A 12,873-nucleotide genomic window follows, 5' to 3' on the forward strand; every position below is an offset into this window, starting at 1 on the left:
AAAATGAGATTAGTAGTATTAATATTTATATTTATTCTTTCTGTTATGTCTGCATCTAATGCTGAAAATTCAGTATCCAATGATGATAATTCTGCATCTAACGTTGAAAACTCTGTATCTAATGAAGAAATTAAAGATGCAAGAGCTTTAGTCACTGCAACGGAAACAGTTACAATTTCAAGTGAACTAGCAGCAAGAGTTGAAAAAATAAATTTTTTATTAGGAGATGCTTTTAAAAAAGGTGAAACTCTAATTAGTTTTGACTGCGCACTCTACAAAGCGCAAAGAGATGTAATCCAGTCAAATTATGACAGTGCAAACATTCAATTAGAAAATGATAATGAATTGTTGAAAATGAAATCTATTGGAAAACTTCAACATCAATTATCAATGTCTGCTTTAAAAAAAGCTGAAGCAGAGCTGAAAATTGCAAACTTGAATGTAAATAGATGTAAGATTGTTGCGCCGTACGATGGTAAAGTTATGAAGGTAGGCACGAGTGTTTTTGAAAGCATAGAACAAAGACAACCATTGATGGCTATTGTAGGAGATGGTTTATTAGAAGCAGATATAGTTGTAAGCAGTAATTGGCTGAAGTGGTTAAAAAAAGGACATTTAATTAAAATTATTATTGATGAGACAGGTGAAACTCTGGATGCAAAAGTTATAAAACTAGGCGCAACAGTTGATGCGGTAAGTCAAACAATTGAGTTAAAAGCTCAGTTCAATAAAAAATATGAGACTTTAATTCCAGGAATGAGTGGGATAGCTAAGTTTTGAGCGAAGATAAAAATATAAAAATTGCAAGATTAATTGGTCTAGAAAAAAAATCTAGAGAAGCAAGAACACAAGATGAATTAAATTTTGTTGTTGTTAATGAAACAAGACAAATTATTGATTATGTAAATTCTTATCTTTTACTTAAAACTCCAACAGATAAATATCAAGTAAAAGCAGTATCAGATCTTGCAACAGTTGATAGAACTGCTCCTCTAGTTACCTATGTAGAAAATATTATTAATGAAAAAACAACTACAAATTTAAAAGAAATTCAAAATCACGAAGTTGAAAAAATATCAAGAAGTTTAAGAATAAAAAAACCAAAAAATATTCCAGATAATATTTTGCTAATTCCAATTTTTTCACCTCAAAGAGGTCTTCAAGGTTTTTTAATTAAAACAAGAAATGAAAAATTTGATGATAATGAAGTAGAGCTTGCTAGACATTTATCAGTTACTTACGGACATGCTTTTAATACTTTTTTGACAGATTTTTCTATTAAAGATTTTTTTAAAAAAAATTTAACTGGTAAAAGATCGTGGATTATTATTTTATCGATAATATTTATTTTAGTTATTCCAATTAAAATAACCAGTACAGCACCCGTTGAAGTAGTGCCTAATAATCCTAGATTAATCACAGCACCATTTGATGGAGTGGTCAAAAATATAATTGTTAATAATAATGATAGAATTAATTCTGGGGACTTACTAGTCCAGATCGAAGATACAGATTTAAAAAATAATTTTAATCTTGCAAAGCAATCTCTGCAGGTTGCTGAAAAACAATTATTAAGAAGTAGACAATTTTCTTTTTCAAATAATGAAGAAAAAGCAAAACTTGCAGAACTTATAGCTCAAGTTGATTTGAAAAAAGCTGAAGTTGAATCTACAGCTGTTAGGTTAAAAAATTCAAAAATTTTTTCAGATAAAAAAGGAATTGCGATTGTAGATCAAAAGAACGAATGGCAAGGAAGACCAGTGTCTGTCGGTGAAAAAATTATAACTATTGCTAACCCCCAAAAAGTGGAGTTTTTAATATGGTTACCTGTTAAAGATTCATTGATTATAAAAGAAAATACAAATGTGAAGGTATTTTTAGATATTAATCCGATAAAACCTCTAAAAGGTAAATTAAAAAGAGCCTCTTACCAATCAGCTTTGTCACCAGAGGAAGTATTGTCCTATAAAATAAGTGCAAGTTTTGAAGGAGAAGAGACACCAAGAATAGGACTTAGGGGAACTGCTAAAATCTATGGTTCTAGAGTTACTTTGTTTTATTATTTATTTAGAAAACCAATAACCTTTGTCAGACAATTAATTGGAGTATGATAATTCCTTATCTAAGACAAGATTTAGAAATATTTAGAGGAAATAGCAGAGAAGACGGATCTCCAGCATGGTTACTATATGACGCTGTAAGAAATAAATATTTTACTCTTGGCTTAACTGCATTTCGCCTAATCAAAAATTGGAGAGGGGGAGAAGATATTCAAAATTTTGAAAAAAAAATAAATACACAAGGTATTGAAACTACAGGAGATGAAATCAAAAGCTTCGTTGGTTTCTTGCAACAAAATAATTTAATCATTCAACCTCAAGGACAAGGGGTTCCTTATTTAATGCAACAAAAAAATAGCTTAAAAAAAAGCTGGTTGATGAATTTAATCCACAGTTATCTTTTTTTTAAAATTCCATTATTTACACCAGATGAGTGGTTAGGCAGAACATATAATAAAGTAAAGTTTTTAGGATCTAAAAAAATTAGAAATATAATTTATATTTTGGGATTTATTGGTCTCTTTTTGGTAATTCAACAGTTTGAAAATTTTTCTAAAACCTTTTTATATTTTTTTTCTATTAAAGGTTTAATGCTTTATTTTATAACTCTAGTTTTTGTAAAGTGTCTTCATGAGCTAGGTCACGCCTATATTGCAAAACATCATGGTTGTAGAGTATCTGCAATAGGAATAGCCTTTCTTGTTTTTTTTCCTTTTTTATACACAGATACAACAGATGCTTGGCGTCTTAGAAATCATAAAGAAAGATTATTAATCAATTTTGCGGGTATTTTTACTGAATTACATTTAGCTCTTATTGCAACTTTTGTATGGGGAGTTTTACCTGAGGGAGGTTTAAAAAGTGCTGCCTTTTTTATAGCTACTACTTCTTGGATTTCATCGATTGCAATTAATGTCAGTCCTTTTATGAGATTCGATGGATATTATGTTTTTTCAGATTGGCTAAAAGCAGAAAATTTACAACCAAGATCTTTTGCACTTGCTAAATGGAAAACTAGAGAAACTTTATTTGGTTTCAATCATAAACCTCCAGAAGAGATAAATCCTTCTAGAAGATGGACATTTATAATTTATGCTTGGTCAACTTGGGTTTATCGTTTATTTTTATTTATTGGTATCGCATTACTTGTTTATTATTTTGCATTTAAAGTTCTTGGAATAATACTGTTTGCGATTGAAATTTATTGGTTCATTATGTTGCCAATTATAAAAGAGATAAAACAATGGTGGTTGATGCGGTCAGAAATGAGAATAAATAAACAAACCTTTAGAACAACTGCTATTTTAATAATAACCTTAATGGTTTTATTTTTACCTTGGAAGTCTTCAATGAAAATTCCAGCGGTATATATATCTGAAAAATATTCTAAAATATATTCACCTTATTCTGCAAAAATTAAATCTGTGTTAATTACAAAAGATCAAGAAGTAGAAGTAGGTCAGAATTTAATTGAACTTTATTCTCCTGAACTTGATAAAGACATTAATTCTATACGAAGAAAAATACTCCTAACTAAAACGAAGATTAACCGTATGAGTGGAACTTCAGGAAATATGGACGAGTATTTAACCTATAATCAGAGATTAATTGCCCTCCAGAGCGAACTTTCTGGGTTAACAAAAACTAAAGAAAAGCTAGTAATTAAGGCACCAAACAAAGGAAAAGTTAAAGATCTTGTTAGTTTATCTAATGAAATGTGGGTCAGTAATTTAGATCAATTGCTTGGAATTGTTCATTATGGAACAGGAAACGTAAAAGCGTTCATTAGAGAAGAGCACATTGATCGTTTTCAAGAAAATACACCAGCAGTATTTATCCCAAATGATGGAGATCATAAAAAGATACATTTAATATCAAGCAAACTAGATTTATCCTCAGTGAATAATTTACCTTACATTGCACTTTCATCAATTCACAGTGGTCCAATTGCAATTAGAAATTTCACATCAGGTGAATATCAATATCGACCTGAAACAGCACATTATGTTGCAGATTTTAAGTTGGTAAATAAAAGTTCAATTAAATTTGAATTACCAGGATATGTTCATGTTGAAGGAAATCGTTACAGTCCTTTTGTAAAGTTTTTTAGAAATGTATTCTCTGTTCTTATAAGAGAAAGTGGTTTTTAATTTTTCTTTAAAGATTGAAAAGCCTCTAATGCAGAAGCTCTAGCTTTTTCATGAATTACAATTGGCTGAGGGTAGTCCTGACCAATTATCGTTTTTATTGCTTGCTGGTATTTTAATTCCATCTCCCAAGGTTTATGAATAAATTTGTTAGAAACTTTTTCTAATTCAGGAACCCATTTTTTTACATACAGACCTTCTTTATCAAATTTTTCTCCCTGAAGGATTGGATTGAAAATTCTAAAGTAGGGTGCTGCATCTGCTCCGCAACCAGCTACCCACTGCCACTGTGCAATATTGTTAGCCTTATTAAAATCTAGCAAACAATTTCTAAAATGTTTTTCCCCTTCGACCCAATTAATTCTTAAATGTTTAACCAAAAAAGATCCGACTACCATTCGAACTCTATTGTGCATCCATCCAGTTTCATATAACTCTCTCATTCCGGCATCAACTATGGGATAACCAGTCATTCCTGTTTTCCATGCTTTAAGATATTTTTCATTCTTTACCCAAGGAAATTTATCAAAATCTTTTCTATAATTTCCTTTTAAAAATTCAGGAAAATAATTAATCAAACTATGTGAAAATTCTCTCCACCCAAGTTCATTAATATATTTTCTGTAACCAATTCCTTTAGATTTTATATCATTACACTTTTTCCAAATACTCGACACATGAATTTGGCCATGTTTTATATACGGTGAAAGCTTTGATGTTCCCTCAACAGATGGAATATCTCTGGTTGTTCCATAATCTTTTATCTTATTTTCTATTAATTCATTAAGAATTTTTTTTGAATCGTTCTCAGATATTTTCCAGTATTTATCAAATTTTTTATACCAATCTTTTTTTGGCAAAATATTTTTAGCTTCAATACAGCCTTTGAAAAAAGTTTTTTCTTTAGTCTTTTTTTTAACTATATAGTTTTTAGTAGGAGGTAGACTTAAATATTTTTGTTCAGCAGTTCTCCAAAAGGGAGTAAAAACTTTAAAAGGTGTTCCATCATTTTTAGTTACTTCTTGAAATTCATTTAAAATATTTCCTTTAAAGTATTTAAAATCAATTTCATTTTTTAAAAAAATATCTCTAATTTTCTTCCCTTTAGCAATTACATCTGGTTCGTAAACTTTATTCCAATATACGGATAGACTGTCTTTCTTTTTAATTTTTGAAAAAATTTCTAACTCATCTCCTTTTACAATTTGAAGATTAATATTATATTTAGATAAGTCTGTTTTAAAAACTTCTAATGACTTTGAAACCCACCATTTTTGAGCTTCAGTCTGATTATCAAAATTTTTATTATTATAGATAAATAAAGCAATTACGCTGTCATGGTTTTGAGTTGCAAATGATAATGCAGGATTATTTTCTATTCTAAAATCGTCTCTAATCCAAAAAATCCCTGTATTTGACATGTAATTAATTTTGATTAACTAATTTCTGGTACATTTCTTGATCTGTATCACCTTCACAGCCAATTACTAAAACATTTGAACTTTGATCTAATTTTAAATTTTGTTTAATATTTTCATCTTCACAACAAGTAATTAAGCTAATTACTCCTGGCGCAGAATTTTCTCCAGCTATAATAGGCTCATCACTAAAACTTGAGTTTCCAAGTAATTTCATAGTTTTTGCAATATCATCATCGGGTAAACTAATGCAATGTTTAACTGAATTTTTTAGAATTTCCCATGGGACCAATGATACTTCACCGCAAGACATCCCACCCATTAAACTCTCTCTTTTGATATCAATTTTTTCTATTTTTCCAGTTTTAATACTTTCTAAAACACATGCTGCACTATCTGGTTCAACGACAAGTGTTACTGGTACATTGTCTAAATATCTTGCAATACCCGCAACCATGGCTCCAGCCATTCCACCAACACCTGCTTGTAAAATTATATGAGAAATTTTTTCATTATTAATTTGGTCAATAATTTCTCTCATCATGACTGTATAACCTGCCATCGTATAGGTAGGTACTTTCATATAATCTTTCCAAGCAACATCTTGAACTATTTGCCAATTATTTTCTGTCGATTGTTTAATGCATTCGATTAATGATTTTTCGTAGTTTCCTTTTACTTTAATTACATCGGCACCAAGGTCTGCCATCGCTTGACCTCTAGCATCACTTACAAATTCACTAATAAAAATTTTACATTTAAGGCCTAACCTTCTAGCACCCCATGCAACAGATCTTCCATGATTACCAGCAGTTGCAGTTGCAACTACTATATCTTTGTTGCCTTGTGTAACTTTTTCAACTGCGTAAGCTCCACCTAAAGCTTTAAATGATTTTAGATCAAATCTTTTACTTTCATCTTTGTAATAAATTTTATTTAAATCTAATTCTTTTGATAATTTATTTAATGAAATTAAAGGAGTAGGGACGTATCCATCCCACTTTGATATACTTAAATAAGCATCATCAATTTCTTTTTCAGACAATGAACTTAGAATTTGTTTTTTATCAAATGAATATCTTTTATTGTCTAAAAATTCAGAAAATTTCCACTGATGACCATTAGATAAAATTGCCATAATCTAACAGTCTAAAGTATTATCTTTTTCCCACTTAGTGACTGGTTTTTTCTTATTAAATGAAGATTTGCTTTTAAAATCTTTTATTTCAGAATTTTTAAGTTTTATATAACTGTCAATCACATCTTTCCCAAAAGCATCAGCAAGCGATTTGCTTTTTTGAAGCATGGAAATAGCTTGATTAATATCATTAGGTAGTTTTTTTAGCTTGGGGTATTTTTTATAATCTTTGTACATATTACAATGTAATGGTTTTCCAGGGTTTAATTTTTTATTAATCCCCTCAAGACCCGCAGCAATTATTCCTGCTTGAAGTAAATAAGGGTTTGCAGATCCATCCATTAGTCTCAATTCAAATCTTCCTTGATCTGGAATTCTAATCATGTGTGTTCTGTTGTTACCTGTATATGAAATACTACTTGGTGACCATGTTGCTCCAGATTTTGTTGGTGGAGCATTAATTCTTCGATAGCTGTTAATCGTTGGGTTAAAAAATGCAGACAATGCTTGAGTGTTATTCATTACACCTCCTAAGAAATTGTAAGCTAATTTACTTAAGCCCAAGGTATCTTTCTTGTCTAAAAATTTATTATCTTTACCATTCCACACTGAAACGTGTGCATGACAACCGTTTCCAGTTAAATTATGGAAAGGTTTTGGCATAAAGGTTGCTCTTAAACCATGTTTTTCAGCTAAACTTTTAACCATATACTTAAAGAATACGTGTCTATCTGCTGTAATTAATGAGTCTGTGTAATCCCAATTCATCTCAAACTGACCGTTAGCGTCTTCATGATCATTTTGATAAGGCTTCCATCCCATCGTAATCATGCAGTCACATATCTCTTTAATCAAGTCATACCTTCTCATTAAAGCTGATTGGTCATAACAAGGTTTCGATTGAGTGTCTCTTGGATCTGCAATTGATGACCCATCTTCTGTAATTAAAAAATATTCACATTCAACTCCAGACTTCATTTGTAATTTTTTTTGAGACATTTTTTTAATTTGCTCTTTAAGCATTACTCTAGGTGAAGCTTTTACAGGTTTTCCATCCATATATAAATCTGATGCTAACCAACCAATTTCTTTATTCCATGGTAATTGAATTAAACTATCAGGATCTGGAACACCAAACATATCACTATCTGCAGGTGTCATATCCAACCAAGTAGCAAATCCTGCAAATCCCGCACCATTTTTTTGCATCTCAGCTATTGCTTGTGCTGGAACTAGTTTAGATCTTAATACTCCGAATAGATCTAAAAAACTTATTAAAAAATATTTTATTTTTTTTTGTTTAGCAATTTGAGAAAGATTTTTTGGCATAATTAATCCTACTTGTTTAAAAAGTGTTAATCAATTATTTTTTTCCAGGTATCCAGTCTGTACCAGCTAAAGGTACTCTTGCCATCGCGGCAGCTTCTACAGTTAAAGCAGCTAAATCTTCTGGCTCTAAATTTCTAACATCTGACTTTCCATTAGCTCTTGCTAAAGTTTGCAACTCTAGAGTTAAAGTTGTTAAATAATTTTTAATTCTTTTTCCAGCTTCAATTGGATTTAATCTTTTTTCAAGTTTTGGATCTTGAGTTGCAACTCCAACAGGACATCTTCCCGTGTGACAGTGATGACAATATCCAGGTTCTGTTCCAAGTTTTTTATAATCTTCAACATACAAATCTGCATTACAGTTTAAAGCCATCATCGCAGCAGAACCAATTGATACTGCATCTGCTCCCATTGCCATTGCTTTTGCAACATCTGCTCCAGTTCTAATTCCTCCTGAAACAATAAGCTGAACTTTTCTATGCATATTTAATTCTTTAAGAGCATCCACTGCTTCTCTTAATGCACCTAAGGTTGGTATTCCAACGTGTTCAATAAAAACATCCTGAGTAGCAGCTGTTCCACCTTGCATTCCATCAAGTACAACTACATCTGCCCCAGCTTTAACAGCTAATGTTGTATCATAGTAAGGTCTTGCTGCTCCTACTTTTATATAAATTGGTTTTTCCCAATTAGTAATTTCTCTAAGTTCTTGTATTTTAATTTCTAAATCATCAGGTCCAGTCCAATCAGGGTGTCGACACGCACTTCTTTGATCTATTCCTTCTGGCAAAGTTCTCATTCCTGCAACTCTTTTATTAATTTTTTGACCAAGCAACATTCCACCACCACCCGGTTTTGCACCTTGTCCAACAACGACTTCAATAGCATCTGCTTTTCTTAAATCATCAGGATTCATCCCATATCTAGAAGGTAACAATTGATATACTAAGTATTTAGATGAACCTCTTTCTTCTTGGGTCATTCCACCATCACCAGTAGTTGTTGAAGTCCCCATTGCAGATGCTCCTCTACCAAGCGCTTCTTTTGCATTAGCGCCAAGTGCTCCAAAACTCATCCCAGCAATTGTAATTGGGATATCAAGTTTAATAGGTTTTTTTGCAAATCGATCTCCTAAAATAACTGAAGTGTTACATGTTTCTCTATAACCTTCTAATGGATATCTAGACATCGATGCTCCTAAAAAAACCAGATCATCAAAATCAGGAACTTTTCGTTTAGCACCCAATCCTCTTATCTGATAAATCCCTTCATTTGCTGCTCTTTGAATTTCTTTAATTGTTGAGCTTGGAAATGTTTTAAATTCTTTAAGATCTTTTTTCATTTAATATGCACCCACATTATCAATTTTAAAATTATATAAATTTCTAGAAGAACCGTATCTTTTAAATTTTTTAGCATCTTCTTTAATACCTAAATTTTTAAATAGTTTTGTTAATTCATCTATATTCTTTTTATCCATTTTCTTTTCTACACAATCCGCACCTAAGCTTTTAACTTTACCTTTTACAAATATCTTAGCTTCATAAATTGAATCTCCAAGATCTGCATCTGCATCACCCATTATAACTAGGTTACCTTTTTGAGCCATAAAAGCCGACATATGACCAACAGAACCTTTAACTATAATGTCAATTCCTTTCATTGATATCCCACATCTAGAACTTGCATCTCCTTCAATAATTAAAGCTCCACCATGACCCGTTGCTCCAGCAGATTGTGAAGCATTACCTTTAACTATAATTTTTCCTGACATCATATTTTCTGCAACACCCGTTCCAACATTTCCATGAACAGTCACAGTTGCTTTTTGATTCATGCCAGCACAGTAATATCCTGTATGACCTTTGATGGTAACATCAATATCATCTTTTAAACCTGCGCATATTGCATGTTGTCCTTGTGGGTTTAAAATTTCAAATTGTCTTGTATTTTTTTTTCGATCAACATTTTGAAGATGTTGATTTACTTCTCTTAAAGTTTTTTTATTTAAATCAAAGTTCATAATTTACCAGTGATATACTACACCAGGTTTTGGTTCAAAAATTTTTGCTGAATTTACATTTGGAAGATGTGCCATAGCTTGAAATTCAGATGCAACTGCCACATAATCTTTTGTCTCAGCTACAACTGCTGGCTTACAAGCAATTTCATCTCTTAATAATGCAAACCCATCTTTTGTACCTGCAATAAAAGTATAAAAACCATCTAAGTCTTTTAAACTATTCTTTAGTGTTTTTTCTAAATCCTTACCTTTTGATATTTGATTTGAAATATATCCAGCTGCAACCTCAGTATCATTTTCAGAATTAAAGTTTTGCCCATCTTTAATCAGTGACCTTCTTACATTGTTGTGATTTGAAAGTGATCCATTGTGAACCAAACATTCATCTTCTGATGTAGAGTAGGGGTGAGAACCTTGCGTTGTTATTGCACTTTCTGTTGCCATTCTTGTATGACCAATTCCATGCGTTCCTGAAAAAGAAGATAGTTTAAATTTTTTAACAACATCTTTTGGATTACCGGTTTGTTTAAAAATATTAATACTTTTTCCATAACCAACTAATGAGACTTCTGATATCTCTTTTTTTAATAAATTTAAGATTTTAGAGGGTTTTTCTTTAGTTTCTAAAATTACATGATCAGCATAATTAATTAGTTTAAACTTTTTTATAAATTTTGATATTTTCTTTTTAAAATCTTTTTCTTTAAGCTCATTAAGACAAATAGAATATTTAAAAATATTTTTATTTTCTTTCGTATAAATCGCAAATCCAGCACTATCAGGTCCTCTAGTTGCCATACCATCTAACATTCCAGATAAAAATTTACCTAAATGCTTTTCATACTTTTTTGTTTTTAAATAAATTCCAACAATTCCACACATAAAATTTTTTGGTTTAGTTTATTAAAGATAATAGGGCATCTTTATAGTAGATAAGATTAACCACCACAATGATGATAATAGCCGCTATCACTCCATATTTTGCTTTAGGGAAAACAACTCCCCTCATTTTGGTTGGTCTTAGTTCTTCTTTATTTTCGTCTGTCATATTTTTTGATTTAAAAAAAAGGGCGCCACAATTAAGTAGCGCCCAAATTTTTATTTTATATTACCAGTCGGTAATATTATTTTTGTGATCATTAGCACCATGTCTTTTCTTAGCTAATCTAGAAAGCTCCTCACTTTCAGATTTGTTAGTAATGACATGCCAACCGATCCATATAACTATACCAAGAATAACCAGTAAAGTTTCAGTGGATCCAGCTCCCGGATAAACTGCTCCGACAACCTCCTTAGCACTTAAATGATCTATCCAGTTTGTAACTGTAGCCATATTTTTCTCCTTTACCTGGTTGCAGATGAAACAGCTTTTTCATCTTTTTTAGCTTCTTCCATCATTTCAAAGTCTAATCCAGCTATTTCTACTTCACGTGGGATTCTTAATTTACCCATGCCGCTTAGTACTTTAGCTATGATATAGCCTGGTAGCATTCCAAGAACTCCGAACATTATAATTGCTCCTAGGAATTGCCCCAATGGATTGATCGTTGCATATGTTGATCCGTCCCACATAGCTCCTACACTGTATCCAGATGAAGGATAGCCATTTAAAACAAATCCACAAATCACGAGACCAACAAAACCAGCATAACCATGTACTGCTACTGCACCAACTGCATCATCAATTTTGAACTTACGTTCAACCCAGTAATGTAGTTTGTATGCAATCACAACACCGATCATGCCAATGATCATTGCTTGAATTGGATGATATAAGTCATTTCCAGCTGAAGCACAGATGACACCTGCTAGTCCACTTGAGTAAGTCCAGAAAGGATCACCTTTGGCGACCACATATCCAGCCAATAATCCACCTGACAATGACATCAGGAAGTTAAAGGTTATACCACTCAGTGTGGTAGGGGTTACATATATGTTTGTAGCTGTCCAGTAAGTGACACCTTCCATTCCATATTCAGGTCCAAGATCAAATATCGGTATATTACATGCCGCATAAAATCCCCAGAAACCAGTATAGATTAAGAATAATCCAACTGTAACTAGCCAAGGATTTCTTGGTCCTATATTTCTTGGCTCACCACTTGATGAGAATTTTCCAATTCTTGGCCCTAAAACAACTAGAACACCTAAAGCAAATCCACCCGCGATTGCGTGAATTACTCCTGATGCATAAGCATCGTGGTATCCTAAAATTTTAAGCATCCATCCATCAAAGTGCCATCCCCAAGCAGCATCAATCACCCAGAAGCACGAACCAATTGCAATTGCTAAAATTCCAAATGCAAAAGTTGTAATTCTTTCAATGATTGCTCCAGAAACAATTGAAGCAGCTGTCCATGAAAATAGTAAAAATGCAGCCCAGAAAACACCGCTTATGTGGTCACCTAAATTGACCGCCATAAACTCTGAGTTTGCTAAATACCATTTAGCACTAAAAGTACTATCGTCAGTAATCAACGCTGTACTTTCATTCATTATTGAAGGTGCAATTCCAGGTCCTGTTGGAAATGCCCAGTAAATCCACCAACCAAAGAAAAACCAAGTTACTGTTACCAGTGGTATCAGCATTGTATTTTTCATAAGAGTATGTTGGTGATGTTTGTATCGAGAAGCTCCAACTTCATACATACAGAAACCGACGTGAATTAAAAACATCAGTACCACTGTTACCCAGTAGTAAAATTCTGTAAATATGGTTGTAAGAGCACCTAACTGATCAGTCATAATCTCTCTCCCA

General features: G+C 32.0%; 12 protein-coding genes. 3 read left to right on the forward strand and 9 right to left on the reverse strand.

From position 1 onward, the window contains the following. Positions 1–3 precede the first annotated feature (3 nt). The 3 genes from AC5SLZ_RS01560 to AC5SLZ_RS01570 are packed head-to-tail and all read left to right on the forward strand — an operon-like array spanning position 4 to position 4,210. Positions 4–780, forward strand: coding sequence for an efflux RND transporter periplasmic adaptor subunit (locus AC5SLZ_RS01560; protein WP_494615881.1), 777 nt, complete (start codon positions 4–6; stop codon positions 778–780). Beyond that, positions 777–2,111 carry an HlyD family secretion protein gene (locus AC5SLZ_RS01565; RefSeq protein WP_028037251.1) on the forward strand — a complete coding sequence of 445 codons (1,335 nt, stop codon included), beginning with the start codon at positions 777–779 and terminating at the stop codon, positions 2,109–2,111. Before AC5SLZ_RS01560 ends, AC5SLZ_RS01565 begins: the two co-directional genes overlap by 4 nt. Next, positions 2,108–4,210, forward strand: coding sequence for a site-2 protease family protein (locus AC5SLZ_RS01570; RefSeq protein WP_494615882.1), 2,103 nt, complete (start codon positions 2,108–2,110; stop codon positions 4,208–4,210). Before AC5SLZ_RS01565 ends, AC5SLZ_RS01570 begins: the two co-directional genes overlap by 4 nt. On the opposite strand, the gene AC5SLZ_RS01575 is transcribed toward AC5SLZ_RS01570, so the two are convergent. From AC5SLZ_RS01575 to AC5SLZ_RS01615, 9 genes are read right to left on the reverse strand one after another with little or no spacing between them, the layout of a single operon-like run. Then, on the reverse strand, positions 4,207–5,628 hold the full coding sequence (locus AC5SLZ_RS01575; protein WP_494615883.1) for a cryptochrome/photolyase family protein: 1,422 nt from the start codon (positions 5,626–5,628) through the stop codon (positions 4,207–4,209). The two genes, AC5SLZ_RS01570 and AC5SLZ_RS01575, sit on opposite strands and share 4 nt — an antisense overlap. Before the next feature lie 4 nt (positions 5,629–5,632). Further along, entirely contained in the window at positions 5,633–6,763 is a 1,131-nt protein-coding gene (locus AC5SLZ_RS01580; protein ID WP_051348079.1) for a diaminopropionate ammonia-lyase, read from the reverse strand. 3 nt (positions 6,764–6,766) lie between these two features. After that, on the reverse strand, positions 6,767–8,092 hold the full coding sequence (gene glnT, locus AC5SLZ_RS01585; protein ID WP_494615885.1) for a type III glutamate--ammonia ligase: 1,326 nt from the start codon (positions 8,090–8,092) through the stop codon (positions 6,767–6,769). 34 nt (positions 8,093–8,126) lie between these two features. Continuing rightward, positions 8,127–9,434 (reverse strand): FMN-binding glutamate synthase family protein, encoded by a 1,308-nt coding sequence (locus tag AC5SLZ_RS01590; protein WP_028037246.1) that lies wholly within the window; start codon positions 9,432–9,434, stop codon positions 8,127–8,129. Next, a complete protein-coding gene (locus AC5SLZ_RS01595) occupies positions 9,435–10,115 on the reverse strand; it encodes a GltB/FmdC/FwdC-like GXGXG domain-containing protein (RefSeq protein ID WP_494615886.1) in 681 nt (226 codons plus the stop codon). A 3-nt stretch (positions 10,116–10,118) separates the two neighbouring features. Beyond that, positions 10,119–10,997, reverse strand: coding sequence for a class II glutamine amidotransferase (locus tag AC5SLZ_RS01600; RefSeq protein WP_494615887.1), 879 nt, complete (start codon positions 10,995–10,997; stop codon positions 10,119–10,121). A gap of 13 nt (positions 10,998–11,010) precedes the next feature. Continuing rightward, positions 11,011–11,163, reverse strand: coding sequence for a hypothetical protein (locus tag AC5SLZ_RS01605; RefSeq protein ID WP_028037243.1), 153 nt, complete (start codon positions 11,161–11,163; stop codon positions 11,011–11,013). A gap of 60 nt (positions 11,164–11,223) precedes the next feature. After that, positions 11,224–11,448 (reverse strand): hypothetical protein, encoded by a 225-nt coding sequence (locus AC5SLZ_RS01610; RefSeq protein ID WP_028037242.1) that lies wholly within the window; start codon positions 11,446–11,448, stop codon positions 11,224–11,226. An 11-nt stretch (positions 11,449–11,459) separates the two neighbouring features. Continuing rightward, positions 11,460–12,860 (reverse strand): ammonium transporter, encoded by a 1,401-nt coding sequence (locus tag AC5SLZ_RS01615; RefSeq protein ID WP_028037241.1) that lies wholly within the window; start codon positions 12,858–12,860, stop codon positions 11,460–11,462. Positions 12,861–12,873 lie beyond the last annotated feature (13 nt).

It is taken from the genome of Candidatus Pelagibacter sp. PS_06, assembly GCF_059418045.1.

Bases quoted from the DNA above. Each gene is read 5' to 3' on its own strand.
- AC5SLZ_RS01560 (WP_494615881.1), top strand. From the start codon at position 4: ATGAGATTAGTAGTATTAATATTTATATTTATTCTTTCTGTTATGTCT.
- AC5SLZ_RS01570 (WP_494615882.1), top strand. From the start codon at position 2,108: ATGATAATTCCTTATCTAAGACAAGATTTAGAAATATTTAGAGGAAAT.
- AC5SLZ_RS01575 (WP_494615883.1), bottom strand. From the start codon at position 5,628: ATGTCAAATACAGGGATTTTTTGGATTAGAGACGATTTTAGAATAGAA.
- AC5SLZ_RS01580 (WP_051348079.1), bottom strand. From the start codon at position 6,763: ATGGCAATTTTATCTAATGGTCATCAGTGGAAATTTTCTGAATTTTTA.
- glnT (WP_494615885.1), bottom strand. From the start codon at position 8,092: ATGCCAAAAAATCTTTCTCAAATTGCTAAACAAAAAAAAATAAAATAT.
- AC5SLZ_RS01590 (WP_028037246.1), bottom strand. From the start codon at position 9,434: ATGAAAAAAGATCTTAAAGAATTTAAAACATTTCCAAGCTCAACAATT.
- AC5SLZ_RS01595 (WP_494615886.1), bottom strand. From the start codon at position 10,115: ATGAACTTTGATTTAAATAAAAAAACTTTAAGAGAAGTAAATCAACAT.
- AC5SLZ_RS01600 (WP_494615887.1), bottom strand. From the start codon at position 10,997: ATGTGTGGAATTGTTGGAATTTATTTAAAAACAAAAAAGTATGAAAAG.
- AC5SLZ_RS01605 (WP_028037243.1), bottom strand. From the start codon at position 11,163: ATGACAGACGAAAATAAAGAAGAACTAAGACCAACCAAAATGAGGGGA.
- AC5SLZ_RS01610 (WP_028037242.1), bottom strand. From the start codon at position 11,448: ATGGCTACAGTTACAAACTGGATAGATCATTTAAGTGCTAAGGAGGTT.
- AC5SLZ_RS01615 (WP_028037241.1), bottom strand. From the start codon at position 12,860: ATGACTGATCAGTTAGGTGCTCTTACAACCATATTTACAGAATTTTAC.